We start from the raw sequence: 24,055 nt of genomic DNA, 5'->3' as shown, positions 1-24,055 counted from the left end.
GACCATGAAAGAACGTTCGAGCGCGCAGCGGGCCGAGATCCGGCAGCGTTTCCTGGCCGTGGACACCGCCAATGTCGGCGACGTCCTGGACAACCTGGGCCACCTGAACCAGGGCCTGGCGCCCGAGTTCGCCCCTTACCCGGCCAACGCCGGCAAGCTGGCGGGCTGGGCGTACACCATCCGCGGCCAGATGACGCCTTACCCGATGGGCGGTGACGCCGACAAGATGAAGGCCTGCCAGGGCCTGGGGCCGGACGAGGTGTCGGTCTGGAGCGGCGACGGCGAGGGCATCTGCTACTTCGGCGAGCTGATCGCCATCGGCATGAAGGAGCGCGGCTGCACGGGTGCGCTGGTCGACGGCGGCATCCGCGATATCCGCTGGATCGGCGAGCAGGATTTCTCGGTGTACGCGCGCTACCGCACGCCGGTGCAGTCGATCGGCCGCTGGAAGGTCACGGCCTCCCAGGTGCCGGTGTTCCTGCGCGGCGCGACCACCAGCCTGGTGCAGGTCAACCCCGGCGACTTCATCCTGGGCGACGAGGATGGCGTGATCGCGATCCCCTCGGACCTGGTCGAGCAGGTGCTGGTCGAGGCCGAGCGGCTGACCGCGATCGAGCGCGACATCCGGATCGACCTGAAGAAGGGGCTGACCCTGGCCGACGCGCTGAAGAAGTACGGCCACGTCTGAGGGGCTGATGGACATGAGCGACGATCGACAGGCCTTCCTGGCGGCACGCGAGCTGCTGCTGCGCCTGCGCGACGACCCCGAGGGCGCCGTGGCCGGCTTCCGCTGGCCGAAGCTGGTCCACTTCAACTGGGCCCTGGACCACTTCGATGCGCTCGCCCACGGCAACGACGCGCCGGCCCTGTGGATCGTCGAGGCGGATGGCAGCGAGTACCGCGCCACCTTCGCCGAGCTTGCCGCGCGCTCCTCGCAGGTGGCGAACTTCCTGCGGACGCAGGGCGTGCAGCGCGGCGACCGCGTGCTGCTCATGCTGGGCAACGAGCCGGCCCTGTGGGAGATCATGCTCGCGGCCATGAAGCTGGGCGCGGTGGTGATTCCGGCGACGGCGCTGCTCACCGCGGACGACCTGCAGGACCGGCTCGATCGCGGGCAGGTCCGCCATGTCGTGGCGGGTTCCGCCCAGGTGGAGAAGTTCGCGCAGCTGCGGGGCGGATTCACCCGCATCAGCGTCGGCGCTCCGCAATCCGGGTGGGTCGACTATGCGGCCGCCGACCAGGCTGGCCGAGGATTCCAGCCGGACGGTCCGACCCGCGCCACCGATCCGTTGCTGCTGTACTTCACCTCCGGCACGACCTCCAAGCCCAAGCTCGTGCTGCATACGCACCAGAGCTACCCGGTGGGGCACCTGAGCACCATGTACTGGCTGGGCCTGCGCCCCGGCGACGTCCACTTGAACATCTCGTCGCCCGGCTGGGCCAAGCACGCCTGGAGCTGCCTGTTCGCGCCCTGGAATGCCGGCGCCTGCGTGTTCATCCACAACACGCCGCGCTTCTCGGCGCCGGCCCTGCTGGCCACGCTGGCCCGCTGCGGCGTGACGAGCCTGTGCGCCCCGCCCACCGTGTGGCGGATGCTGATCCAGGAGGATCTCGCGGCCTGGAAGGACCGTCTGCAGCTGCGTTCGGTCGTCGGTGCCGGCGAGCCGCTGAATCCCGAAATCATCGAACAGGTGCAGCAGGCCTGGGGGTTGCGCCTGCGCGACGGCTACGGCCAGACGGAGACGACGGCACAGGTCGGCAACTCTCCTGGCTTGCCGGTCAAGCCCGGCTCCATGGGCAAGCCGCTGCCCGGCTATCGCATCGTCCTGCTCGATTTGGACGGGCATGAGGCCGACGAGGGCGAGGTCTGCATCGACCTGCGCGAGCAGCCGGTCGGGCTGATGGCCGGCTACCAGGACAGCGCCGAGAAGAATGCCGAGGCGATGCGCGGCGGCTACTACCACACCGGCGACACCGCCGCCCGCGATGCCGACGGGTATTTCACCTTCGTCGGGCGCGCCGACGACGTCTTCAAGGCGTCCGACTACCGGATCAGCCCCTTCGAACTGGAGAGCGCGCTGATCGAGCACGACGCGGTGGCGGAGGTCGCGGTCGTACCCGCCCCCGATCCGGTGCGGCTGGCCGTGCCCAAGGCCTACGTCATGCTGGCGCCGGGCCGCGTCGGCGATGCCGCGACCGCCCGGGAGATCCTGGCATTCGCACGGCGCCAACTGGCGCCCTACAAGCGGGTGCGACGGGTCGAGTTCGTCACGGAACTGCCCAAGACGATCTCCGGCAAGATCCGGCGCGTCCAGCTGCGCGCCCAGGAAGCCAGCCGCCACGCCGCCGGTGAACGCGGAGCGCAGGAGTTCCGGGAAGAGGACTTCCAGGACCTGCGGGACGAACCGTAGGCTTGCGATCGCCATGCTTTGTTCCACCACGCGCTGGGTGCGCATTGCGCGCAAGAAGCCCGAGACCGCGGAGATCTGCTCGTTCGAGCTCGTCGATCCCGATGGCCAGCCACTGCCGCCCTTCACGGCGGGCGCCCACATCGACGTGCAGCTGCCGGGCGGGCCGCTGCGGCAGTACTCGCTGTGCAGCCCGCCCTGGGACACGCAGCTCTACCTGATCGCAGTCCTGCGCGAGCCCGCCTCGCGCGGCGGCTCCCGCGGGATGCACGCGCTGGCGGAAGGACAGCTTGTGCTGATCAGCGAGCCGCGCAACTGCTTTGAGCTGGATGCCAGCGCCGGGCACCACCTGCTGGTGGGCGGTGGGATCGGGATCACGCCCCTGCTGGCGATGGCCGAGACGCTGGCGCGGGACCAGGCGTCGTTCGAACTGCACTACTGCACGCGCGCCTCCGAGCGAACCGCATTCGTCGACCGGATCGTGGCGGGTCCCATCGGCCCGCATGCCGAGTTTCACCATGACGATGGGCCCACCGAGCAGCGATTCGACCCGCGTGCGGTCCTCGACCAAGCGCACGCCGGCACGCACCTGTATGTCTGCGGCCCGGCCGGGTTCATGGACTGGGTCCTCGGGAGCGCCCGTGCAGCGGGCTGGCCCGAGAGCCGATTGCATCGCGAGTACTTTGCTGCGCCGGTGCGCAGCCCGTGCACCGAAGGCGAATTCGAGGTCCAGATCGCCTCGACCGGTGCCGTGATCCAGGTATCAGCTGGGCAATCGATTCTTGCTGCATTGGCTCAGCACGGGTTCATCCTGCCGACATCGTGCGAGCAAGGCATCTGTGGCACCTGCGCCGTGGGGGTGCTCGACGGCGTACCGGACCATCGGGACATGTGCTTGACCCAGGAAGAGAGGATGCGCGGGGACCGGTTGACGCCCTGCTGCTCGCGCTCGCTGAGCCCGCGTCTGGTACTGGACATCTGATGGCCTGATGCCCCCGGGCGCTCGCGGGCGGCCGGGCGTAACCTCGTGATGCGCAAGAGGCTCGCCATTGACAAGGTCGCCTCCGGCGCGCCTTGCATCGACGGGCGCGCGGGCCATACTGGCCGCTCGAGTCCCGAGCGCCGCACGCAGGAGGTCCGCATGTGCTACCTCGCCCGTCATCAGCAATCCCTGCACGGAGATGAACCCGTGGCCCCCCGGCAATCCGGCCACCACCGGCCGCGCTGGGCCGGTGCCGCAGCCGCTGCAGCCGTCGCCGGCCTGGCGCTGGCGGCCTCCTGGTTGTCGCCGGCCGCGCCTCCGGTGTCGGCGGATGAAGCGCGCCTGGTCGAAGCGACGGTCTTCTCGACGCTGGTGCCGACGCCGACGGTGTCGCAGTTGGCGCCGGTGCCTGCGGCAACCGAGCAGGTTTCGATCACCACCACCCTGGACGACGGCACGCCCGCGCCGCAAGAGGATGTAAAGGCGGTCGGCAGCGCCTGCGCCCACGATCTGTAGCTGACGGATCGCTGCGGCAGCGGCTGCGCAGCCGTTGCGCGGCGTGACGCCACGACGGCGGCACGTGGGACTCTTCACACAGCTTCGCAGTCGCTTCGCAAGCCGGACAGCATCGCGCGCCACCATCGTCGTGCCCCAACCCGAAAGGAGACGCGACATGGGTCAGACAGCTTGCATGATCATCGTGGCCGGCACCCTGCTGGCGGCCGGCACTGCCGCCGCGCGCCCGGCTTACGTGGATCAATCACCGCGACCGGTTTATGCGCCGCCGGCCTACGCAGCCCCGGCTCACCAGCGCACCTTCGTGCCGGGCCATTGGGAGCAGCGCGGCCCGCACCGGGTGTGGGTCGAGGCCCAGTGGGTCGTCACCCCACGGTACGCCGGTCACGGTGCCCCGCAATGGCAGGGCGGTCCCGGCCCGCGCCGAGACCGTGACCGCGACGGCATTCCCGACCGCTTCGACCGCGACCGCGATGGCGACGGCGTGCCGAACCACCGCGATCGCGCGCCCGACAACCCGCGTTGGCGCTGAGGGTTCGAACGGCTGCACCAGGCCCGCCAGCGTGGCGCAGCCGTTGCCGAGCCCAAAGCGCAGCGGCGACGGTCTGTCAAGCGATCCAGCCGCGCGCTGTGGATGAGTGAGGGTTATCCCCGAGATTTCTTCGCGATCCGGGGCACAAACCGGACAATACGGGCATGGCAAAGACTGACGAAACCGCTATCCACTGCATCATCGAGGACGAAAAGGAACTCACTCCCAAGGAACTGGCCCAGGAGCGCAAGGCCGCGCTGGAGGAGCAGAAGCGCCTCACCTGGCTATCCCAGACGCCCGCCCAGCTGGCTGGCCGCATCCCCGTGTCCGTGTTCGCCATGGGCGAACTGGTCGCTTCCTGACCGGCACGCCGGCCGCCATGCACGATCGCTCCCTCGGCCCCTTCCAGGTCTCCGCCATCGGCCTCGGCTGCATGAACCTCAGCCACGCCTATGGCACGCCGCCGTCGGCTGAGCAGGGCGAGCGGCTGTTGCTGGCGGCGCTGGACGCCGGCGTGACGCTGTTCGACACCGCGGCGCTGTACGGCTTCGGCGCCAACGAGACGCTGGTCGGCCGCGTGCTCAAGCCGCATCGCAGCCGCTTCACGCTGGCCAGCAAGGGCGGCATGGCGGGCGTCACGGGCGACGACGGCACGGTCCGGCGCGTGATCGATGGCCGCCCGGACACCGTGCGCCGCAACTGCGAGGACAGCCTGCGCCGCCTGCAGACCGACGTGATCGACCTGTACTACCTGCACCGCTGGGACAAGCAGGTGCCGATCGAGGACAGCGTCGGCGCCATGAGCCGGCTGGTGGAGCAGGGCAAGGTGCGCACGATCGGGCTGTCGGAGGTGTCGGCGGCCACGCTGCGCAAGGCGCATGCCGTGCACCCGGTCACGGCGCTGCAGACGGAGTATTCGCTCTGGACACGCAACCCGGAGATCGCGGTGCTGCAGGCCTGCCGCGAGCTGGGCGTCGCGTTCGTGGCGTTCAGCCCGGTGGCGCGCGGCTTCCTGTGCGACGCGCTGCACGACGTGGCGACGCTGGACGCCAAGGACATCCGCCGCTCCATGCCGCGCTTCGCCCCCGAGCACTACGCGCGCAACCTGCAACTGCTGCCCGGCTACAAGGCACTGGCGCAGGAGGCGGGCTGCACGCCGGCGCAGCTGGCGCTGGCCTGGCTGCTGCACAAGGGCAGCGACATCATCCCGATCCCGGGCACCACCCAGGTCGAGCACCTGCACGAGGACCTGGCGGCGGCGAACCTGAAGCTGGACGCCGGCCTGGTCGAGCGGCTGGAGGCCCACGTCAACCAGCAGACGGTCAGCGGCAACCGCTACAGCGCGCAGTCGCGCACGGAAGTGGATACCGAGGAGTTCGCGCCGTAGGCGACGGGACTCAAGTCCGTGCCACCGGCCGGCGTCTGCCGCGCAACCACGACACCACGCCCGCGAACGCGGCGGTGACCAGCAGCAGCAGGAACGCCCCGATCGCCCAGGTGATCCAGATCAGCACCGGCATGGCGCTGGCAGCCCAGCCGGTGATGGAGTCCAGCGTCGGGGCGACATGGCCCAGCCAGGGACCGATGGCCTCCATCCATTGACGCCAGGTATCGCCCAGCCACGGCTCCAGGGCGGGCGGCAGCTGCAGGTTGGGCAGGCGGTTCACCGCCACGTCCCAGCTGGTGTCGGCCAGTGCGGCCCACAGGGCATGCACGCCCCACATCGTGAGGCTCCACAGCAGCAGGGCCAGCAGGCCCAGGATCCAGACGGCGGCGAACATGGCTGTGAGCTTCCTGCTTGCTTGACAAGGAAAGTGGATCGTCCGCGCCCGCGGAGGTTCCGGCCGGCTGCCGCCGCCCGCGCGGGTGAAGCCGGCTTCAGCCCAGCCGTGAAACCAATTGCAGCCAGCGTGCGCCAGCTCGCGCTGCGGTGCCACCCCCGCGCCGGGACGCCACTCCCGCGCTTGTCATGACGGCGCGGGCGGCGCAATCTGGCCCCCTTTTCCACCCGTGCAAGGAGAGGCGCCATGACCGCGTTCAACATCGTCCGCTTCCGCGTCAAGCCCGGCCGCGAGCAGGAGTTCATCGACGCGCACCGCAAGGCCGACCCGCAATTCGGCGGCATGCAGCGCTTCTCGCTGGTGAAGACCGGCGATCGCACCTACTGCGTGGTCGGCGAGTGGGACTCCATGGCGGAGCTGGCGGCGGCCCGGCCGGGGATGATCGCCATGCTCGACAGCTTCCGCGACTGCCTGGAGGACCTGGGCGGCGGCCTCGGCGTCACCGACCCGGTGTCCGGAGAAGTGGTGGCGCGGTTCGAGTCGGCGGGCCTGCACGCCTGAGCGCAGGCCCGAGGACACCGCGCATGCCTGCTCAGGCGGGAGTGGCGAATTCCTTCTCGTGCATCCAGGCCGCGTGCTTGGGTGCGCGCTTGGTGCGCGCCCACTCGTCGACCATCTCGTACTTCACCTCGTCGAGGCGCCTGTACATCTCGGGCGTGCCGGTGTTGAACGCCAGCTCCAGCCGGTGGCCATTGGGGTCGAAGAAGTAGATCGACTGGAAGATGGTGTGGTCGGTGATGCCGATCACGGGCACGCCATTGGCCTCGAGCTTCGCCCTGGCCTGGTGCAACTCGTCCAGGCTGTCCACCTCGAAGGCGATGTGCTGCACCCACTCGGGCGTGTGCGGGTCACGGCCCATCGGGGGCGAGTTCGGGATCTCGAAGAAGGCCAGCACGTTGCCGCCGCCGGCGTCCATGAACAGGTGCATGTACGGATCGGGGTCGCGCGTGGACGGCACCTGGTCCTCGGCGATCGCCAGCACCAGCTTCATGCCGAGGTTCTTCTCGTACCACTCGACGGTCTGCCTGGCGTCGTGGCAGCGGTAGGCGACATGGTGGATCTTGCGGATGGGCACGGGTTGTCTCCTTTCGGGGGGCTGGGGCAGGGTTCAGGTGTCGAGGCCCTGTCGGGCGATCGCGAAGGCTTCGCGCAGGACGCTCAGGTCGCCGATGTGGTTGGCCAGCAGCAGCACCAGGCGGGCGTTGAGCTGCTCGCTTTGCTCGTCGGTGAGGTCGCGGTGGGCGTCGATCAGCGCTTCGTAGAAGTCGTCGCCGGGGCTGAAGTCGCGGAAGTAGCGCTTGCCGGGTTCGGCGATGTTGGGGGCGAGTTGCAGCGGCATGGGGGCTGTCCTTCAGGCGTTGCAGGTGGCGTGGGCCACGGCGGCGCGCACCCGTGCGGCGTCGAACGCGCGCCAGCGGGCGGCCACGTGCTGGTCGGGGCGGATCAGGTAGACGGCGCCGTCGCGGGCGTCGTAGCGCTGCGCCGCCAGGCCGGTGGGGTCCTGTGCCACGGTGAAGCCGGGCAGGGCGCCGCCGTCGGGCGCGACGACCAGCGCCGTGACGGGAATCGGGTCGTGTGCCAGTTCGGCCAGCTTGTCGCGCCAGCCGGCCGGCACGGCCTGCGCCGAGGGCGCGAACACCAGCAGCCGGAAGCCGTTGCCGACCCGGTCCAGCAGCCAGTCGTCATGGCCATCGATGCGCAGCGGCGCATCGTCCATCGGCGCGCCGGGGACCATGCGGCCCTCGAAGGCCTCGGCATCGGGCGTGTTCAGCACCGATCCGGTCAGGAAGCTGGGCACCGACAGCCGCCCGGAGTTCACCAGCCTGCGGGCGAAGGCGTGCTCGCGCGCCAGGTGCAGCACCGCGTTGCGGAAGGTCTTGCTGGCGCGGCTCTTGGGCGTGATGAAGTCGGTCGAGCGCGTCGAGTTCAGCAGGTTCTCGTCCGCGGCGTCGATGCGGTCCCGGCTGTAGGTGTCGAGCAGGCGATCGGGCGCCTGGCCGGCCATCACCAGCCGCAATTTCCACAGCAGGTCGTCGACGTCCTGGAACCCGGAGTTGGCGCCGCGCGCGCCGAACGGCGAGACCTGGTGCGCGGCGTCGCCGACGAACAGCACGCGGTTGGCGCGCAAGTCCTTCATGCGCCGGCACTGGAAGGTGTAGATGCTGACCCACTCGAGTTCGAACGGGCGCTCGCCCAGCATGGCCTGCAGCCGCGGGATCACGTTCTCCGGCTTCCTCTCCTCTTGCGGATCGGCGTCCCAGCCGAGCTGGAAGTCGATGCGCCAGACGTTGTCGGCCTGCTTGTGCAGCAGCACGGTCTGGTGCGGATGGAAGGGCGGGTCGAACCACAGCCAGCGCTCGGCCGGGTAGTCGGCCTTCATCACCACGTCGGCGATCAGGAACCGGTCCATGAAGATGCGGCCGTCCACCTCCAGGCCCAGCATGCGGCGGATCGGGCTGCGCGCGCCGTCGGCGGCGATCAGCCAGTCGGCCTCGATGGCGAACAGGCCGTCGGGCGTCTCGACCTGCAGGCGCACGTGGTCGTCGGCCGGCTGGATCGACACCACCTTGTGCTTCCAGCGCAGGTCGGCGCCGAGTTCGGTGGCGCGCGCGATCAGCGCCTCTTCCAGGTAGTACTGCTGCAGGTTGATCATGCCGGGCCGCTTGTGGCCCGGCTCGGGCAGGAGGTCGAAGCGGTACACCTCCTGCTCGCCGAAGAAGGTGCGGCCGACGTTCCAGCCGACGCCCTTGTCGACCAGCGGGTCGCCCACGCCGAACCGGTCGAGGATCTCCAGCGTGCGCTTGGCGTAGCAGACCGCGCGCGAGCCGATCGAGACGGTGTCGTCCTCGTCCAGCAGCAGCACCGGGATGCCCTGCAGCCGGGCGTCGATGGCGGCGGCCAGCCCGACCGGGCCGGCGCCGACCACGATCAGCGGGCGCCGCTGCGGCGGATCGGACCGCAGGTCCGTCGGGGCTTTGTACGGAAAGCGCGGGTACGCGTAGGTCCCCATGCGGGCGTCTCCTGTTCTGGTTCGCACCGTCCGGTGGGTGCGGGTTGGGAATTTACTATTGCGAAATTGATTTCACTAAACGTAATTCTACGTACGCTTGATCTTCGTCAAGTTCCACGGCGGTCCTTGACCTGGATCAGGGACTGGCGCGCGCGGCGGCGGAATAGTCCGCGAGCGCCCATCCACCCGCAACCGCACACCATGGACCGCTATCCACCCATTCCCGGCACCACCGTCTTCGACGGTCAGCAGGCCCGCAAGGGCTATGCGCTCAACCGCATGTGCTTTTCCTTCAACGAGGCCGCCAACCGCGAGGCCTTCCGCGCCGACGAGGCCGGCTACATGCAGCGCTACGGGCTGAACGAGGAGCAGGCGCGCGCGATCCGCGGTCGCGACGTGCCGGGCCTGCTGGCCGCCGGCGGCAACGTCTACTACCTGGCCAAGTTCGCCGGCATCCTGGGGCTGGACGTGCAGGACCTGGGCGCGGCCCAGACCGGCATGAGCAAGGACGACTTCAAGGCGATGCTGGTGCGCGCCAACGAGCAGCCCGACACGCTGCCAACCTGAAACCACAAGGAGACATCGACCATGGCCCGCATCCTCGGAGGCCTCGCCACCTCGCACGTGCCCGCCATCGGCGGCGCCATCGCCAAGGGGCTGCAGCAGCAGCCTTACTGGAAGCCCTTCTTCGACGGCTACGGCCCGGTGCAGCAATGGCTGGCCGAGGTGAAGCCCGACGTCGCCGTGGTCTTCTACAACGACCACGGCCTGAACTTCTTCCTGGACAAGATGCCGACCTTCGCGGTCGGCGCAGCGCCCGAGTACCGCAACGCGGACGAGGGCTGGGGCATCCCGACGCTGCCGCCGTTCCGCGGCGAGCTGGACCTGTCCTGGCACCTGATCGAGCACCTGGTGGCGCGCGAGTTCGACATCACCACCTGCCAGGAGATGCTGGTCGACCACGCCGTGACGCTGCCGCTCAAGCTGTTCTGGCCGGAAGGCGACTGCCCGGTGGCGATCGTGCCGGTGTGCATCAACACCGTGCAGTACCCGCTGCCGTCGGCCAGGCGCTGCTACGCGCTGGGGCAGGCGGTGGGCGAGGCGATCCGCTCCTGGGACAGCGACCGGCGCGTGGTGGTGATCGGCACCGGCGGCCTGTCGCACCAGCTCGACGGCGAGCGGGCCGGCTTCATCAACAAGCCGTTCGACCTGAAGTTCATGGACAGCATGCTCGACGACCCGGCCTGGGCCACGCAATTCAGCATCCACGAGCTGGTCGAGAAGACCGGCACCCAGGGCGTGGAGCTGCTCATGTGGCTGGCCGCGCGCGGCGCCGTGTCGGGGCCGGTGCGCAAGGTGCACTCGAACTACCACATCCCGATCTCGAACACGGCGGCCGGGCTGATGGCGATGGAGGCGGTGGCGTAAGGATCCTGGATTCCGTCATTCCCGCGAAGGCGGGAATCCACCGCAACGCGCAGCGCGAGCGCCGCAGGCGCGCGTTGCGCGCCGGAGTCCTCAGTGCTGCGCCTGCGCGGCCGCTGCCGCCATGATCTTGTCGGTGTAGGCGATCGCCATCGCCGACAGCAGGAAGGTGATGTGGATCGCCGTCTGCGCGATCAGCACGCGGTCGGTGTAGTTGCCGGCGTTGATGAAGGTCTTGAGCAGGTGGATCGAGCTGATGCCGATGATGGCGGTGGCCAGCTTCACCTTGAGCACCGACGCGTTCACGTGGCTCAGCCATTCGGGCTGGTCGGGGTGGCCCTCCAGGTGCATGCGGCTGACGAAGGTCTCGTAGCCGCCGACGATCACCATGATCAGCAGGTTGGAGATCATCACCACGTCGATCAGTGCCAGCACCACCAGCATGATCACGGTCTCGTTCAGCGCGGTGACCGGCGCGTCGGCCTTGTAGCCGATGCTGCCGACCAGCTTGTGCAGCGCGTCCTGGTTGCCCCAGGCGGCTTCCAGCAGGTGGACCAGCTCCACCCAGAAATGGAACACGTAGACCGCCTGCGCGGCGATCAGGCCCAGGTACAGCGGCAGTTGAAGCCAGCGGCTGGCGAAGATCAGGTTGGGAAGCGGACGCAGCGGAGAGCTCCGAAGCATCGGGTTCGGGTCGGGCATTGAGGTCTTTTGGATGATGCGATAAGCCGGCCGGCATTGTAGTTTTGCCCCATGACAGCCCGAGCCGTTCGGCGTACCTTGTAAGCTCGCGGGAGTCAGACATCTGTAAGTGGCCGGTCCGACATTCCCGGCCATCCCATCCACCCCCCAGCCCGGAGACAAGAGCATGAGCGCCATCACATCGGTCCTGGTCGAGAACCGCGTCTTTCCACCCGCCGAAGCGTCGATGCGCGGCGCCCGCATCGCCGGCATGGCCGCCTATGACGCGATGTGCCAGGAGGCCGCGCGCGACTTCGAGGGTTTCTGGGCGAAGCTGGCGCGCGACCACCTGGTGTGGACCAGGCCGTTCACGAAGACGCTCGACGAATCGCAGGCGCCGTTCTACAAGTGGTTCGAGGACGGCGAGCTCAACGCCAGCGCCAACTGCCTGGACAAGCACGTCGGCACGCCGGTGGAGAACAAGACCGCGGTCATCTTCGAGGCCGACGACGGCACGGTCACGACCTACACCTACAAGGACCTGCTGCTGCGCGTCAGCCGCTTCGCCAATGCGCTCAAGGCACAGGGCATTCAGAAGGGCGACCGCGTGCTCATCTACATGCCGATGACCGTGGAAGGCCTGATCGCCATGCAGGCCTGCGCGCGCATCGGCGCCACCCACAGCGTGGTGTTCGGCGGCTTCTCGGCCAAGGCGGTGAACGAGCGCATCATCGACGCCGGTGCGGTGGCGGTGATCACCGCCAACTACCAGATGCGCGGCGGCAAGGAGATGCCGCTCAAGGCCATCGTCGACGAGGGCATCGCCATGGGCGGCTGCGAGTCGGTGCGCTCGGTGCTGGTCTACATGCGCACGCCCACCGCCTGCAACATGGTGGCCGGCCGCGACAAGACCTTCGAGGACGTGCTCAAGGGCCAGCCCGACGAGTGCCCGCCGGTGCCGGTCGGTGCCGAGCACCCGCTGTTCGTGCTGTACACCTCGGGCTCCACCGGCAAGCCCAAGGGTGTGCAGCACGCCACCGGCGGCTTCGTGCTGTGGGCCAAGCTCACCATGGACTGGGTGTTCGACATCCGCCCGGACGACGTCTTCTGGTGCACGGCCGACATCGGCTGGGTCACCGGCCACAGCTACGTGGTGTACGGGCCGCTGGCCGCCGGGGCGACCCAGGTGATGTTCGAGGGCATTCCGACGTACCCGAATGCCGGCCGCTTCTGGCAGATGATCGAGCGGCACAGGGTCAGCGTGTTCTACACGGCGCCGACGGCGATCCGCTCGCTGATCAAGGCGGCCGAGAGCGACGAGAAGGTGCACCCGAAGAACTGGGATCTGTCCTCGCTGCGCATCCTGGGCAGCGTGGGCGAGCCGATCAACCCCGAAGCCTGGATGTGGTACTACCGGAACGTCGGTGGCGAGCGCTGCCCGGTGGTCGATACCTGGTGGCAGACCGAGACCGGCGGCCACGTCATCAGCCCGCTGCCGGGTGCGACGCCGCTGGTGCCGGGCTCGTGCACGCTGCCGCTGCCGGGCATCATGGCCGCGGTGGTCGACGAGACCGGCAAGGAACTGCCCAACGGCTCGGGCGGCATGCTGGTGATCCAGCGGCCCTGGCCGGCGATGATCCGCACCATCTGGGGCGATCCGGAGCGCTTCAGGAAGACCTATTTCCCCGAGGAGATGGGCGGGCGCACCTACCTGGCCGGCGACGGCGCGGTGCGCGACAAGGAGCGCGGCTACTTCCGCGTCACCGGTCGCATCGACGACGTGCTCAACGTCTCGGGCCACCGGCTGGGCACGATGGAGGTGGAGTCGGCGCTGGTCGCCAAGACCGACCTGGTGGCCGAGGCCGCCGTGGTGGCCCGGCCCGACGAGCTGACCGGCGAGGCGATCTGCGCCTTCGTCGTGCTCAAGCGGCCGCGCCCAACCGGCGAGGAGGCCAAGCAGATCGCTAACGAACTGCGCAACTGGGTGGCCAAGGAGATCGGCCCCATCGCCAAGCCCAAGGACATCCGCTTCGGCGAGAACCTGCCCAAGACCCGCAGCGGCAAGATCATGCGCCGGCTGCTGCGGTCGATCGCGAAGGGGGAGGCGATCACCCAGGACACCACGACGCTGGAAAACCCGGCAATCCTCGATCAATTGGCGGAACGCAATTGATCGAGGCGGCCGAAGGCCGGCCGCGCATCCCCGCTTTCGCGGGGATGACCTGAACCGCCAAAGAAGAAGGCCCGCTTGCGCGGGCCTTTTTTTCTTTGGCTTCGTTCAGGTCACTTGAGGCTCATCACCCAGGCGGCGAGCTTCTTGGCATCCGCCTCGCTGACCTGCGTGTTGGCGGGCATGGGGACCGGGCCCCAGACGCCGGAGCCGCCCTTCTGGATCTTGACGGCGAGCTTGTCGACCGCGTCCTTCTGGCCGGCGTACTTGTTGGCGACGTCCTTGTAGGAGGGGCCGACCAGTTTCTTGTCCACGGCGTGGCAGGCCATGCAGTTCTTGGCCTGGGCCAGCGCCTGGTCGGCGAACGCCGGGCCCGCCACGGCGACGGTGGCTGCGAGGGCAAACAAGGCTCGTTTCATGAGGGCGATCCTCCAGGGTTGCGTTACAGTGCTCAACGTCATTGTACCGACCGCGGTTGACCCTTTCTTGTTCCCGGCAAGGCGGTGAAAACCGGGATTTTGCGGAGACGAAGCGATGTTGTTCCTCGGCGTTGGGCTCATCCTGCTCGCCATGAAGTACCTGGAGATGGGCCCGGTAGCCGCCTGGCCCTGGTGGGCGGTGCTGGCCCCCTTCGGCCTGGCCGTGGCCTGGTGGTCGTGGGCCGACTGGTCGGGTTACACCAAGAAGAAGGCCGTGCAGAAGGAAAACGCCAAGCGCCAGGCCCGCATCGACAAGAGCCGCGAGAACCTGGGCATGGTGCCGCGCCGCAAGCGCTGACGCGGCTGCCGCCGTGCGGCCGTGCGGCCGGGCGGCGGCGAACCACCGGCCCCGCGCCGATCAGCCCAGCGTCAGCTGCCTGCGCTGCAGCGGCGCCAGCGCCGGCCCCTCGATCACCGTTCCGTCCGGGCGGAACCGGCTGCCGTGGCAGGGGCAGTCCCAGCTGGTTTCCACGCTGTTCCAGTGCACCTTGCAGCCCATGTGCGTGCACACCGGCGAGACGGCGAACAGTTCGCCATCGGGCGCGCGCCAGGCGGCGAACGCCTCGCCCTCCGACTCCACGATCGCGCTGTCGCCCGGCGCCAGGCTCGACAGGTGCTCCTGCTGGCCCCGGGTCAGGTAGTCCTGCACCAGCGCGCGAGCCGTGGTGGCGTTCTCCTCCAGCAAGGCCCTGGCGCCCTTGGCCGGCGTGAAGCGGCCCGGCGAGCAGCGCTCGATGAAGGGGTCGTCCTGTCCCGCCAGCAGCGCCGCGATGCCCTGTGCCGCAACGGTGCCCCAGGTCAGTCCGTCGGTGCCGAAGCCCGTCGCCACGAGAACGCCCGAGCGGTCGCGCCCGATGTAGGGCAGGCCGTCGTGCGAACGGTAGTTCTGCGCCGACCAGTGATGCAAGGCCGGACCCGGATCGAGGTAGCTGCGGGCCATGGCTTCCACCGCCATCAACGCCGCCTTGGCGTTGTGCGTGCCGACCTTGTGCTGCGGCCCGACCACGACCAGGTAGCGGCGCCCCTCGTGTTCATGCATGCGGATCGACAGGCTCTCGTCGCCTTGCCACCAGAAGATGCCCGGACCGGGATCGACGCCGCCGGCCTCGAATGCGACCGCGTACTCGCGGTGCACCGGCATCTCGGCATGGACCCCGTGCACGCCCTTGGGCGAGTGCGTGGCCAGCACGATCTCGCCTGCGCTGACGCTTCCCGCGCCGGTGACCGCCCGGCGGGCCTTGGCATCGAGTTCCAGCACGCGGGAATGCTCGTGGAGCGAGGCGCCGGCCCGGGCTGCCCGCGCCGCCAGTTCGCGCACGTAGGCCTGGGGCTGGAACTGCGCCTGGTCGGGCAGAACCAGCACCGAGCCGGAGGGCGGCGGCAGTCCACCGGGCAGCGAATCCTCCATGCGCACGGCGCAGCCGGCCCGGGACAGGGCTTCGCGCTCCTTGTGGATGCGGTCCTGGTCCTGCGCGAAACGCGCGGACTGGTAGTGCCCGCAGCGCGTGAAGGCGGCCCGCGGAATCCGGCGGCACTGAAGCTCGATGAAGTCGATGGCGGCGGCGCGCCGGCGCACCACTTCGAGCGCCACCGGTTCGCCCCACGCCGATGCGATGGATGACAGCCCCTGGCTGGTCGTGACGTAGAGGTTGCCCGTGGAGTGCCCGGTGGTACCGCTGCCGATCTCGCCGGCCTCGAGCAGCACCACCTTGCGTCCCTGCTCGGCCAGCAGCAGCGCCGTGGTCAGGCCGGTGATGCCGGCGCCCACCACCAGCACGTCGCACGGCACGTCACCCTGCAGCGGCTCGAAGCCGGGTCCGGGCGCCGTCGCGCGCCACACCGAGGTGGTGTCCATGGGGGTCTCCTGTCGGGGGAGGCCCATGCTAGGAAAGACGGATGCTGGTGGGTGTAGGACGGCAGCGAAACCGCCGGCTCGTACCCGACCGCAGGTCGAACCGTTCGCGCGAAATGACAGGCAGCGCGAACACCTCTTGAGCGAGGAACCGGCTTTGCCGGGCCTCGCTCAACTGTTCAGAGCCTCAGAAGTGATCCAGCACCGCGCCCTTGCTGGCGCTGGACGCGTTGAACGCGAACTTGGCCTGCACGCCGCGCGTGTAGCGCGGCGCAGGCGCCTTCCAGCCGGCACGGCGCTTGGCCAGTTCCTCGTCCGACACGTTCACCTGCAGCAGCAGCTGGTGCGCATCGATGGTGATCGAGTCGCCTTCCTGCACCAGCGCGATGTTGCCGCCAGCGGCCGCTTCCGGCGCCACGTGGCCGACCACCATGCCCCAGGTCCCGCCGGAAAAGCGGCCGTCGGTGATCAAACCGACGCTCTCGCCCAGGCCCGCGCCGATCAGCGCGCCGGTGGGCGCCAGCATCTCGGGCATGCCGGGGCCGCCCTTGGGGCCCAGGTAGCGCAGCACCATCACGTCGCCGGCCTGGATCTTGCCGTCCAGGATGGCCTGGAGCGCCGACTGCTCGTCGTCGAACACCCGCGCCGGCCCGGTGATCACCGGGTTCTTCAGGCCGGTGATCTTGGCCACCGCGCCTTCGGGCGACAGGTTGCCCTTGAGGATGGCCAGGTGGCCTTCCTTGTAGAGCGCCTTGTCGAGGGTGCGGATCACGCTCTGGTCGGCGCGCGGCTGGTCGGGCACGTCCTTGAGCACCTCGGCGACGGTCTGGCCGGTGATGGTGAGGCAGTCGCCGTGCAGCAGGCCGGCATTGAGCAGGATCTTCATCACCTGCGGGATGCCGCCCGCCTGGTGCAGGTCCACCGCCAGGTACTGGCCCGAGGGCTTGAGGTCGCAGATCACCGGCGTGCGCTGGCGCACCCGCTCGAAGTCGTCGATGGTCCACTCCACGCCGGCCGCGTGTGCGATCGCCAGGAAGTGCAGCACCGCGTTGGTGGAGCCGCCGATGGCCATGATCACCGCCACCGCGTTCTCGATCGACTTGCGCGTGACGATGTCGCGCGGCTTGATGTCCTTCCTGATCGCCTCGATCAGCACCCGCGCCGATTCCTTGGCCGAGTTCTGCTTCTCGTCGTGCGGGTTGGCCATGGTGGACGAGTAGGGCAGCGAGATGCCCAGCGCCTCGAAGGCCGAGCTCATGGTGTTGGCGGTGTACATGCCGCCGCAGGAGCCGGTGCCGGGAATGGCGTGCTGCTCGATGTCCTTGAGTTCCTGGTCGCTGATCTTGCCGGCGGCGTTCTGGCCCACGGCCTCGAACACGCTGACGATGTTCAGGTCCTGGCCGCGCCACTTGCCCGGCAGGATGGTGCCGCCGTAGACGTAGATCGCAGGCACGTTGGCGCGCAGCATGCCCATCAGGCCGCCGGGCATGTTCTTGTCGCAGCCGCCGATCACGACCACGCCGTCCATCCACTGGCCCTGCACGCAGGTCTCGATGCAGTCGGCGATGACCTCGCGGCTGACCAGCGAGTACTTCATGCCCTCGGTGCCCATGGCCATGCCGTCGGAGATCGTCGGCGTGCCGAACACCTGCGGGTTGCCGCCGGCTTCCTCGATGCCGGCGATGGCGGCGTCGGCCAGCTTCTGCAGGCCGCTGTTGCAGGGCGTGATGGTGCTGTGGCCGTTGGCCACGCCGACCATCGGCTTGCCGAAGTCGGTCTCCTTGTAGCCCATGCCGTAGTACATGGAGCGGTTGGGCGCACGGGACTTGCCCTGGGTGATGTTGTCGCTGCGCAGGTGCAGGCGGATCGGGTGTTCGGCCATGGGATCTCTCTTCGGCAGGTTGGCAGCCCGGGCCGGCGGTGCGCCGGTCAGGGCGGGTCGGAAGGCCGCAGTATGCGGCCCCTCGGTGATTGCTTCCAATCCATTTTTTGGCGCGATTAATATGCGACGCATATGAAGGATCCGCTCATCGAGCTGCGCCTGTGGCGCCAGTTCGTCGCCGTCGCCGACACCCTGCACTTCGGCCGCGCCGCCCAGCGGCTGCACATGACGCAGCCGCCGCTGACCCAGGCGATCGCGCAGCTGGAGCGGCTGCTCGAGGTGCGCCTGTTCGACCGCAGCAAGCGCAGCGTCCAGCTCACCGGCGCCGGCGCCGCGCTGCTGCCGCTGGCGCGCGACCTGCTCGCGCGCGGCCAGGCGCTGCCGGCGCAGGCGCGGGCGGCCGCTGCCGGCGAGGCCGGGCGGCTGCGCCTGGCCTTCGTGTCGACCGTCGGCTTCACCCTGCTGCCGCCCTGGGTGCGGGCGTTCCGCGCGACCCACTCGCGCGTGCAGCTCGAGCTGGTGGAAGCCACGGCCGACGTGCAGCTGCCGGCGCTGGAGCGGGCCGACCTCGACGCCGGCTTCCTGCTGCATTCGCCGGGCTTCGCCCCGGGCGGGTTCGAGCACCGGCCGGTGGCGAGCGAGCCGCTGGTGCTGGCCGTGCCGGAGCAGCACCCGCTGGCCGCGGCCCCCCGCCTGCCCCTGCGCCAGGTGCTGGCCGAGCCGCTGGTGATGTTCCCGCGCCGCATCCTGCCGTCGCTGCACGACGCGGTGTTCGGGCTGTACCACGCGGCCGGCCGGGAGCCGGACGTCGCGCAGGAGGCGATCCAGATGCAGACCATCGTCAACCTGGTGTCGGCCGGGCTGGGCATCGCCTGGGTGCCGGACAGCGTGCGCCAGTTCCAGCGCCCCGGCGTGGCCTACCGCGAAGTGGATGTGCCGCGCGGCCGGTCCGTCCCCCGCTGCGAGACCAGCCTGGTCTGGCTGGCCGGCCGCCTGCCCCCGGTGCTGGAGGGCTTCATGGCCGCGCAGCCGCCCGCAGCTGCGAGCGCAGGCCGCTGACCGCGGGCGGGTCCTCGCCGCCCGTGGTCAGCAGGCCCAGCCCTTCGAGCGCGGCCTCCGGCAGCTCGGGCAGGTCCACGTCCAGCACCGCCGCGACCCCCCATTGCAGCAGCGGCTCCACCATGCTGCGCGGCATCAGGCTGACCGCCGGGGTGGTGCGCAGCACCTCCAGCACCAGCGGCAGCGAGGTCGTGGTCAGCGGGTGCAGGCGCGGCGCGGCGCGGCCGGCCCACAGCTGCTCGTGGTAGCGGCGCACGCCCATGCCGCGCGGCGGCAGGATCCAGGGCAGCAGCTCCAGTGCCGCCAGCGGCACCTGCGGACGGCCGGCCAGGGCATGGCCGGGTCCGGACACCACGGCCGGCCGGTCCTGCTGCAGCAACTCGAAGCGCCAGTGCGGCGGCAGCGGGCGTGGCGGCCGGCACAGCACGGCGTCGAGCCGGCCGGCGGCCAGCTCCGGCAGCAGGTGGTCGGTGTTCTCCTCGGCCAGCTCGACCTGCAGGCCCGGCTGCGCGGCCAGCAGCGCCGGCAGCGCCTGGCGCAGCAGGCCGGAAGCGGCCGCCGGGATGCAGCCCAGGCGCAGCAGGGCCTGGGCGCCCGCCTGCAGCGCCGCGACCGCCTCGGTGGACGCCCGCAGCGCCTGCAGCACGTTGCGCGCTACCGGCACCACCGCCTGGCCGAAGCGGGTCGGCCGCACGCCGCGCGTGTGGCGCTCGAACAGCGCGGCGCCGAACAGCTCCTCCAGGTCGGCCAGTGCCTGGGTGGCCGCCGGCTGGCTCATGCCGACCACGGCCGCGGCGCGCTGCACGCCGCCGGCGTCGGCCAGCGCCACCAGCAGCTGCAGGTGGCGCAGCCGCCCGCGTGCCAGCAGGCGGTTGAACAGCACGGCGGGTTCGGTGGGCATGGTTCTGCTTATCGATTCTGCTTATGGGTCGGGGCGAAAGGTGATTGGAACTGCAAATAGTCGCTTTCGATAATCCCGCCCTGTTTCGACGAGGACCGAACATGACGATGTCAGTCAAGCGCCGCCGCCTGGCGGCCATCGCGCTGGCGTGCTCCCTGGGCGCGCTGGGCCTGCAGCCGGCGGCTGCCCAGGACCCCTATCCGGCCAAGCCAGTCAAGCTGATCGTGCCCTTCGCCCCGGGCGGCTCGACCGACATCGTGGCGCGCCTGGTGGCCGACCGCATGCAGCAGACCCTGGGCCAGCCGGTGGTGGTGGACAACCGCGCCGGCGCCGGCGGCGCCATCGGTGCCGAGGCGGTGGCCAAGGCCGCGCCGGACGGCTACACGATCGGCATGGGCACGGTGAGCACGCTGGCCGTCAACCCGGTGCTGCTGAAGGCCTCGCGGGTGGATCCGCTGAAGGACTTCGCGCCGATCACGGCGCTCGCCGCCGTGCCTTCGGTGTTCTCCACCCATCCCAGCCTGAAGGCGGGCGACTTCAACGCCTTCGTGGCGCTGGCGAAATCCCGGCCGGACCAGCTCAACTCCGGTTCGCCCGGCAACGGCTCGATCGGCCACCTGATCATCGAGGCGATGAACCAGGAGCTGCACATCCAGTTGCGCCACATTCCCTACCGCGGCATGGGGCCGGTGATCAACGGTGCGCTGGGCGGCGAGACCCAGGTGCTGTCCGACCAGTTCCCCTCGTCGGCGCCTTTCATCAAGGCCGGCAAGCTGGTGCCGTTCGCGGTGGCGGCCGAGCAGCGCCTGACGGCGCTGCCCAACGTGCCGACCTTCAAGGAGCTGGGGCACGGCGAACTCAACGAGCTCGCGATCACCTGGTTCGGCCTGGTGGCGCCGGCCCGGACGCCGGCTCCGGTGGTGGCGAAGCTGCAGGCAGCGGCCGTCGCCGCGCTGAACGACCCGGCGCTGGCCGCCCGGCTCAAGGAAATGGGCATGCAGCCGATCGGCAACACGCCGGAGCAGTTCGGCCAGCTGATCGCCAGCAGCCTGGAGCGCGTGCGGGCGGTGGTCAAGGCCCGCAAGATCGAGATCGAGTGAGCATGGCCCTGACCGAGCCGCTGGCGCGCGACATGGCCGGCCTCGCGCGCGCCCAGCACGCCGAGGTGGTGTCCTGGCGCCGGCACCTGCACCGCAACGCCGAGCTCTCGTTCAAGGAGTTCGACAGCGCCGATTTCCTGGAGCGCGAACTGCGCCGCATCGACGGGCTGGCGATCGAGCGGCCGACGCCGACCAGCCTGGTGGCGCGGCTGCGCGGGGCGCTGCCCGGCCGGGTGCTGGCGATCCGGGCCGACATCGATGCGCTGCCGATCCAGGACCAGAAGACCTGCGACTACGCCTCCACCCGGCCGGGCGCCATGCACGCCTGCGGCCACGACGGCCACGCCGCCATGCTGCTGGGCGCCGCGCGGCTGCTGGCGCAGCTGCGCGAGCAGCTGCCCGGCGAGGTGCGCTTCTTCTTCCAGCATGCCGAGGAGCAGCACCCGGGCGGCGCCCAGCAGATGGTCGACGCCGGCGTCATGAACGGCGTGGACCGGATCATCGCGGCGCACGTCATGTCCACCGTGGACACCGGCCGCATCACGGTGCTCGACGGCCCGGCCTTCGCGAGCTCCGACCGCTTCGTGCTGCGCGTGCAGGGCCGCGGCGGCCATGCGGCCAATCCCGATCGCTGCGTCGACCCGATCTGGATCGGGGCGCAGATCGTCGCCAACCTGCAGGCCATCGTGGCGCGCAACACCGATGCGCACGACGCGCTGATCGTCTCCGTCACCCGCTTCGTCGCCGGCACGGCCTTCAACGTCATCCCCGACGGCGCCGAACTCTGGGGCTCGGTGCGCTGCTTCGACCCCGGGGTCCGCGAGGCCGTGCCCGGCCGCATCGAGCGCATTGCCCGCGGCATCGCCGAGGCCCACGGCGCAACCATCGCGCTCGACTACGTGCACGGCTACCGGCCGGTGGTGAACGATCCGGCGGTGGCCGGCGCGCTGCGCGAGGCGGCCCGGCTCGCCCTGCCGGAGGTGCCGCTGCACGCCATGAGGCCGCTGCCCAACAGCGAGGACTTCAGCGCTTTCACGGTGGGCACGCCGGGCGCCTACGCCCTGATCGGGGCGCGCAGCGCCGCCAAGCGCATCGAGCACCCGCACCACCATCCGCTGTTCGATTTCGACGAGGATGCGCTGGAGCACGGCGTGCGGCTGTTCGCCGCCGCGCCCTTCGTGCTGAACCAGCCGGCCTGAGGGCGACGGGGCCGGCCTGCCGGCCCCGTCCGCGTGCTGCGCCACAATCGCCGCATGCTGATGTACCCCCAGATCGATCCGGTCGCGCTGAAGATCGGCCCGCTCGCCGTCCACTGGTACGGCCTGACCTACCTGGCCGCGTTCGGGCTGTTCTGGCTGCTGGCCATGCGGCGGCTGCGCCACGAGCCGTTCGCATCGGTGCAAGGACGCGGCGCGTGGAGCCGGCGCGACGTGGAGGATGCACTGTTCCTCGGCGTGGTCGGCGTGATCGCCGGCGGCCGGCTGGGCTACTGCCTGTTCTACAAGCCGGCCTACTACGCGGCGCACCCGCTCGAGATCTTCTTCATCTGGCAGGGCGGCATGAGCTTCCACGGCGGCATGCTCGGCGTGATCGCCTCGCAGTGGTGGTTCGCCCGCACGCGCGGCAAGCCGTTCTGGCAGGTGATGGACTTCGTGGCGCCGTGCGTGCCGCTGGGGCTGGCCGCCGGCCGCGTCGGCAACTTCATCAACGGCGAGCTGTGGGGCCGCTTCGCCGACCCGTCGCTACCCTGGGGCATGGTGTTCCCGCACAGCGGCTCGATGGCGCCGCGCCACCCGTCGCAGATCTACCAGTTCCTGCTCGAGGGCGTGCTGCTGTTCGTGCTGCTGTGGCTGTATGCACGCAAGCCGCGGCGCGAGGCCCAGGTCTCGGCCATGTTCCTGATCGGCTACGGCATCTTTCGCTTCATCGCCGAGTTCTTCCGCGAACCCGATGCCTACCTGCTGTGGCTGCAGGAGCAGACCGGCCTGAGCATGGGCCAGTGGCTGTGCGTGCCGATGATTGCTTTCGGCATCGCCCTGTGGCTGTGGGCCCAGCGGCGGCCGCGCGCCGGCGTCGCGGCCTGACCGTGACCGCCATCGCGATGGCGGCGCGCGGAGAAATCCCGATGGCAGGCGCCCTCGGCCGCCTGTACGGTTGAGGTCCCACAAGGCTTTCGGAGACAGTCCCATGCAGTCCTTCCCCTTCCAGCGCCGCGACCTGCTGCGCGCCGCCGCCGCTGCCGCCCTCAGCCCCATGGCCTTCGCCCAGGGCAGCGGCTGGCCCAGCCGGCCGGTCACCCTGGTCGTGCCCTTTCCGGCGGGCGGCGGCACCGATGCCTTCGCGCGGCCGCTGGCGGCGCAGTTCGCCAAGCAGACCGGCCGCCAGCTGGTGATCGACAACAAGGGCGGCGCCGGCGGCACGGTGGGCGCCAGCGTCGCGGCCAAGCTGGCGCCGGACGGCTACGGCCTGTTCATGGGCGCCGTGCACCACACGATCGCGCCCTCCATCTACCCGCGGCTGGACTACGACCTGCTCAAGGACTTCGTGCCGATCTCGCTGGTGGCGCGCGTGCCGCAGGTGATCGTGGTCAATCCCAAGCGCATCGAGGCCAACGACTTCAAGACCTTCCTGGACATGGTCAAGCGCAGCCCCGGCCGCTACAACTACGCCTCGGCCGGCAACGGCACCTCGCACCACCTGGCCGGCGAGCTGTTCAAGCTGCAGACCAAGACCTTCATCACGCACATCCCCTACCGCGGCGCCGGCCCGGCGCTGCAGGACCTGATCGCCGGCAACGCCGACCTGATGTTCGACGGCCTGGGTTCCTCGGCCACCCACATCAAGGGCGGCCGCATCAAGGCGCTGATGGTGTCGGGCGACCAGCGCAACCCGGCGCTGCCCGACGTGCCCTGCGCGGCCGAGATGGGCCTGCCGGATTACACCGTCACCACCTGGTACGGCATCTGGGCGCCCAAGGGCACGCCGGCCGACGTGCAGACGCGCATCGCCGACGAGATCCGCAAGGCCATGCAGACCGACGAGCTCAAGGCCATCTGGGCCAATCAGGGCGCCGAGTTCCCCAACCTCTCGCAGCAGCAGTTCGGCAGCTTCGTGGAGGCCGAGGTCAAGCGCTGGGCCCAGGTGGTGAAGGCCTCCAACGTGAAGGCAGACTGAATTGGCCCACCCCCGAAGCGCCTTCGGCGCTCCCCCTTCGAGG

General features: G+C 69.9%; 26 protein-coding genes. 17 read left to right on the top strand and 9 right to left on the bottom strand.

Features of this window, described 5'->3' with window-relative positions; genetic code table 11:
* Positions 1–4: 4 nt before the first annotated feature.
* The 7 genes from PE066_RS02255 to PE066_RS02225 all read left to right on the top strand — a co-directional run bounded on the left by PE066_RS02255 (position 5) and on the right by PE066_RS02225 (position 5,825).
* Positions 5–688, top strand: a complete 684-nt coding sequence (locus PE066_RS02255; protein ID WP_271234940.1) for an RraA family protein — start codon at positions 5–7, stop codon at positions 686–688.
* 7 nt (positions 689–695) lie between these two features.
* On the top strand, positions 696–2,411 hold the full coding sequence (locus PE066_RS02250) for an AMP-binding protein (RefSeq protein ID WP_440480564.1): 1,716 nt from the start codon (positions 696–698) through the stop codon (positions 2,409–2,411).
* 13 nt (positions 2,412–2,424) lie between these two features.
* Positions 2,425–3,390, top strand: a complete 966-nt coding sequence (locus PE066_RS02245) for a PDR/VanB family oxidoreductase (RefSeq protein WP_271234938.1) — start codon at positions 2,425–2,427, stop codon at positions 3,388–3,390.
* A gap of 159 nt (positions 3,391–3,549) precedes the next feature.
* Positions 3,550–3,906, top strand: coding sequence for a hypothetical protein (locus tag PE066_RS02240; RefSeq protein ID WP_271234937.1), 357 nt, complete (start codon positions 3,550–3,552; stop codon positions 3,904–3,906).
* 175 nt (positions 3,907–4,081) lie between these two features.
* The gene (locus PE066_RS02235; protein ID WP_271234936.1) at positions 4,082–4,438 is read left to right on the top strand and encodes a hypothetical protein; all 357 of its coding nucleotides are present in this window, start codon (positions 4,082–4,084) and stop codon (positions 4,436–4,438) included.
* A 164-nt stretch (positions 4,439–4,602) separates the two neighbouring features.
* Complete coding sequence (locus PE066_RS02230; protein ID WP_271234935.1) at positions 4,603–4,800, top strand: hypothetical protein; 198 nt, start codon at positions 4,603–4,605, stop codon at positions 4,798–4,800.
* Between the two features lie 17 nt (positions 4,801–4,817).
* Positions 4,818–5,825 carry an aldo/keto reductase gene (locus tag PE066_RS02225; protein ID WP_271234934.1) on the top strand — a complete coding sequence of 336 codons (1,008 nt, stop codon included), beginning with the start codon at positions 4,818–4,820 and terminating at the stop codon, positions 5,823–5,825.
* 10 nt (positions 5,826–5,835) lie between these two features.
* Here PE066_RS02225 and PE066_RS02220 read toward each other — a convergent pair whose 3' ends face one another.
* The gene (locus tag PE066_RS02220; protein ID WP_271234933.1) at positions 5,836–6,219 is read right to left on the bottom strand and encodes a hypothetical protein; all 384 of its coding nucleotides are present in this window, start codon (positions 6,217–6,219) and stop codon (positions 5,836–5,838) included.
* 246 nt (positions 6,220–6,465) lie between these two features.
* Between PE066_RS02220 and PE066_RS02215 the strand changes: the two genes are divergently transcribed.
* On the top strand, positions 6,466–6,780 hold the full coding sequence (locus PE066_RS02215; RefSeq protein ID WP_271234932.1) for a putative quinol monooxygenase: 315 nt from the start codon (positions 6,466–6,468) through the stop codon (positions 6,778–6,780).
* A gap of 31 nt (positions 6,781–6,811) precedes the next feature.
* On the opposite strand, the gene PE066_RS02210 is transcribed toward PE066_RS02215, so the two are convergent.
* From PE066_RS02210 to PE066_RS02200, 3 genes are read right to left on the bottom strand one after another with little or no spacing between them, the layout of a single operon-like run.
* Complete coding sequence (locus PE066_RS02210) at positions 6,812–7,354, bottom strand: VOC family protein (protein WP_271234931.1); 543 nt, start codon at positions 7,352–7,354, stop codon at positions 6,812–6,814.
* A 33-nt stretch (positions 7,355–7,387) separates the two neighbouring features.
* Entirely contained in the window at positions 7,388–7,618 is a 231-nt protein-coding gene (locus PE066_RS02205) for a DUF2783 domain-containing protein (RefSeq protein WP_271234930.1), read from the bottom strand.
* A 12-nt stretch (positions 7,619–7,630) separates the two neighbouring features.
* A complete protein-coding gene (locus tag PE066_RS02200) occupies positions 7,631–9,289 on the bottom strand; it encodes an FAD-dependent oxidoreductase (RefSeq protein ID WP_271234929.1) in 1,659 nt (552 codons plus the stop codon).
* Between the two features lie 201 nt (positions 9,290–9,490).
* Between PE066_RS02200 and PE066_RS02195 the strand changes: the two genes are divergently transcribed.
* Positions 9,491–9,856 (top strand): protocatechuate 4,5-dioxygenase subunit alpha, encoded by a 366-nt coding sequence (locus PE066_RS02195; RefSeq protein WP_271234928.1) that lies wholly within the window; start codon positions 9,491–9,493, stop codon positions 9,854–9,856.
* Positions 9,857–9,877: 21 nt separating this feature from the next.
* Positions 9,878–10,717, top strand: coding sequence for a class III extradiol dioxygenase family protein (locus PE066_RS02190; RefSeq protein WP_271234927.1), 840 nt, complete (start codon positions 9,878–9,880; stop codon positions 10,715–10,717).
* Between the two features lie 90 nt (positions 10,718–10,807).
* Here PE066_RS02190 and PE066_RS02185 read toward each other — a convergent pair whose 3' ends face one another.
* Positions 10,808–11,398 (bottom strand): YqhA family protein, encoded by a 591-nt coding sequence (locus tag PE066_RS02185; protein ID WP_336298446.1) that lies wholly within the window; start codon positions 11,396–11,398, stop codon positions 10,808–10,810.
* A 184-nt stretch (positions 11,399–11,582) separates the two neighbouring features.
* Here PE066_RS02185 and acs point away from each other — a divergent pair, with 184 nt between their 5' ends.
* Positions 11,583–13,568: an acetate--CoA ligase gene (gene acs, locus PE066_RS02180; protein WP_271234925.1), complete on the top strand. Its 1,986-nt coding sequence runs from the start codon at positions 11,583–11,585 to the stop codon at positions 13,566–13,568.
* A 110-nt stretch (positions 13,569–13,678) separates the two neighbouring features.
* On the opposite strand, the gene PE066_RS02175 is transcribed toward acs, so the two are convergent.
* Positions 13,679–13,984: a c-type cytochrome gene (locus tag PE066_RS02175; protein WP_271234924.1), complete on the bottom strand. Its 306-nt coding sequence runs from the start codon at positions 13,982–13,984 to the stop codon at positions 13,679–13,681.
* Positions 13,985–14,099: 115 nt separating this feature from the next.
* Between PE066_RS02175 and PE066_RS02170 the strand changes: the two genes are divergently transcribed.
* Positions 14,100–14,342, top strand: coding sequence for a TIGR04438 family Trp-rich protein (locus PE066_RS02170; protein WP_271234923.1), 243 nt, complete (start codon positions 14,100–14,102; stop codon positions 14,340–14,342).
* Between the two features lie 60 nt (positions 14,343–14,402).
* On the opposite strand, the gene PE066_RS02165 is transcribed toward PE066_RS02170, so the two are convergent.
* A complete protein-coding gene (locus PE066_RS02165) occupies positions 14,403–15,899 on the bottom strand; it encodes an FAD-dependent oxidoreductase (protein WP_271234922.1) in 1,497 nt (498 codons plus the stop codon).
* Between the two features lie 184 nt (positions 15,900–16,083).
* Positions 16,084–17,778, bottom strand: coding sequence for a dihydroxy-acid dehydratase (gene ilvD, locus PE066_RS02160; RefSeq protein WP_271234921.1), 1,695 nt, complete (start codon positions 17,776–17,778; stop codon positions 16,084–16,086).
* Between the two features lie 132 nt (positions 17,779–17,910).
* Between ilvD and PE066_RS02155 the strand changes: the two genes are divergently transcribed.
* Positions 17,911–18,837, top strand: a complete 927-nt coding sequence (locus PE066_RS02155; RefSeq protein ID WP_271234920.1) for a LysR family transcriptional regulator — start codon at positions 17,911–17,913, stop codon at positions 18,835–18,837.
* Here the strand turns inward: PE066_RS02155 and PE066_RS02150 are convergent.
* Positions 18,794–19,738 carry a LysR substrate-binding domain-containing protein gene (locus PE066_RS02150; RefSeq protein WP_271234919.1) on the bottom strand — a complete coding sequence of 315 codons (945 nt, stop codon included), beginning with the start codon at positions 19,736–19,738 and terminating at the stop codon, positions 18,794–18,796. The genes PE066_RS02155 and PE066_RS02150 overlap by 44 nt on opposite strands.
* Before the next feature lie 101 nt (positions 19,739–19,839).
* Here PE066_RS02150 and PE066_RS02145 point away from each other — a divergent pair, with 101 nt between their 5' ends.
* The 4 genes from PE066_RS02145 (at position 19,840) to PE066_RS02130 (ending at position 24,012) form a co-directional block, all read left to right on the top strand.
* Positions 19,840–20,838 carry a Bug family tripartite tricarboxylate transporter substrate binding protein gene (locus PE066_RS02145; protein ID WP_271234918.1) on the top strand — a complete coding sequence of 333 codons (999 nt, stop codon included), beginning with the start codon at positions 19,840–19,842 and terminating at the stop codon, positions 20,836–20,838.
* 2 nt (positions 20,839–20,840) lie between these two features.
* Positions 20,841–22,037, top strand: a complete 1,197-nt coding sequence (locus PE066_RS02140) for a M20 metallopeptidase family protein (protein ID WP_271234917.1) — start codon at positions 20,841–20,843, stop codon at positions 22,035–22,037.
* A gap of 54 nt (positions 22,038–22,091) precedes the next feature.
* Positions 22,092–22,922: a prolipoprotein diacylglyceryl transferase gene (gene lgt / locus PE066_RS02135; RefSeq protein WP_271234916.1), complete on the top strand. Its 831-nt coding sequence runs from the start codon at positions 22,092–22,094 to the stop codon at positions 22,920–22,922.
* Between the two features lie 103 nt (positions 22,923–23,025).
* Positions 23,026–24,012 carry a Bug family tripartite tricarboxylate transporter substrate binding protein gene (locus PE066_RS02130; RefSeq protein ID WP_271234915.1) on the top strand — a complete coding sequence of 329 codons (987 nt, stop codon included), beginning with the start codon at positions 23,026–23,028 and terminating at the stop codon, positions 24,010–24,012.
* Positions 24,013–24,055 lie beyond the last annotated feature (43 nt).

The sequence above is a fragment of the Ramlibacter tataouinensis genome (assembly GCF_027941915.1).
In the GTDB taxonomy this organism is placed as follows: Bacteria; Pseudomonadota; Gammaproteobacteria; order Burkholderiales; family Burkholderiaceae_C; genus Ramlibacter; species Ramlibacter tataouinensis_C.
Note: the sequence above shows the minus strand (reverse complement) of the source record. Positions and strands in the feature narration are given on the sequence as shown.

Coding starts and splice junctions, on each gene's coding strand:
- PE066_RS02215 (WP_271234932.1), top strand. CDS start 6,466: ATGACCGCGTTCAACATCGTCCGCTTCCGCGTCAAGCCCGGCCGCGAG.
- PE066_RS02205 (WP_271234930.1), bottom strand. CDS start 7,618: ATGCCGCTGCAACTCGCCCCCAACATCGCCGAACCCGGCAAGCGCTAC.
- PE066_RS02155 (WP_271234920.1), top strand. CDS start 17,911: ATGAAGGATCCGCTCATCGAGCTGCGCCTGTGGCGCCAGTTCGTCGCC.
- PE066_RS02200 (WP_271234929.1), bottom strand. CDS start 9,289: ATGGGGACCTACGCGTACCCGCGCTTTCCGTACAAAGCCCCGACGGAC.
- PE066_RS02255 (WP_271234940.1), top strand. CDS start 5: ATGAAAGAACGTTCGAGCGCGCAGCGGGCCGAGATCCGGCAGCGTTTC.
- PE066_RS02130 (WP_271234915.1), top strand. CDS start 23,026: ATGCAGTCCTTCCCCTTCCAGCGCCGCGACCTGCTGCGCGCCGCCGCC.
- PE066_RS02245 (WP_271234938.1), top strand. CDS start 2,425: ATGCTTTGTTCCACCACGCGCTGGGTGCGCATTGCGCGCAAGAAGCCC.
- PE066_RS02165 (WP_271234922.1), bottom strand. CDS start 15,899: ATGGACACCACCTCGGTGTGGCGCGCGACGGCGCCCGGACCCGGCTTC.
- PE066_RS02235 (WP_271234936.1), top strand. CDS start 4,082: ATGATCATCGTGGCCGGCACCCTGCTGGCGGCCGGCACTGCCGCCGCG.
- PE066_RS02170 (WP_271234923.1), top strand. CDS start 14,100: ATGTTGTTCCTCGGCGTTGGGCTCATCCTGCTCGCCATGAAGTACCTG.
- PE066_RS02150 (WP_271234919.1), bottom strand. CDS start 19,738: ATGCCCACCGAACCCGCCGTGCTGTTCAACCGCCTGCTGGCACGCGGG.
- PE066_RS02145 (WP_271234918.1), top strand. CDS start 19,840: ATGACGATGTCAGTCAAGCGCCGCCGCCTGGCGGCCATCGCGCTGGCG.
- PE066_RS02225 (WP_271234934.1), top strand. CDS start 4,818: ATGCACGATCGCTCCCTCGGCCCCTTCCAGGTCTCCGCCATCGGCCTC.
- PE066_RS02195 (WP_271234928.1), top strand. CDS start 9,491: ATGGACCGCTATCCACCCATTCCCGGCACCACCGTCTTCGACGGTCAG.
- PE066_RS02250 (WP_440480564.1), top strand. CDS start 696: ATGGACATGAGCGACGATCGACAGGCCTTCCTGGCGGCACGCGAGCTG.
- PE066_RS02185 (WP_336298446.1), bottom strand. CDS start 11,398: ATGCTTCGGAGCTCTCCGCTGCGTCCGCTTCCCAACCTGATCTTCGCC.
- ilvD (WP_271234921.1), bottom strand. CDS start 17,778: ATGGCCGAACACCCGATCCGCCTGCACCTGCGCAGCGACAACATCACC.
- PE066_RS02190 (WP_271234927.1), top strand. CDS start 9,878: ATGGCCCGCATCCTCGGAGGCCTCGCCACCTCGCACGTGCCCGCCATC.
- PE066_RS02240 (WP_271234937.1), top strand. CDS start 3,550: ATGTGCTACCTCGCCCGTCATCAGCAATCCCTGCACGGAGATGAACCC.
- lgt (WP_271234916.1), top strand. CDS start 22,092: ATGCTGATGTACCCCCAGATCGATCCGGTCGCGCTGAAGATCGGCCCG.
- PE066_RS02220 (WP_271234933.1), bottom strand. CDS start 6,219: ATGTTCGCCGCCGTCTGGATCCTGGGCCTGCTGGCCCTGCTGCTGTGG.
- PE066_RS02175 (WP_271234924.1), bottom strand. CDS start 13,984: ATGAAACGAGCCTTGTTTGCCCTCGCAGCCACCGTCGCCGTGGCGGGC.
- acs (WP_271234925.1), top strand. CDS start 11,583: ATGAGCGCCATCACATCGGTCCTGGTCGAGAACCGCGTCTTTCCACCC.
- PE066_RS02230 (WP_271234935.1), top strand. CDS start 4,603: ATGGCAAAGACTGACGAAACCGCTATCCACTGCATCATCGAGGACGAA.
- PE066_RS02140 (WP_271234917.1), top strand. CDS start 20,841: ATGGCCCTGACCGAGCCGCTGGCGCGCGACATGGCCGGCCTCGCGCGC.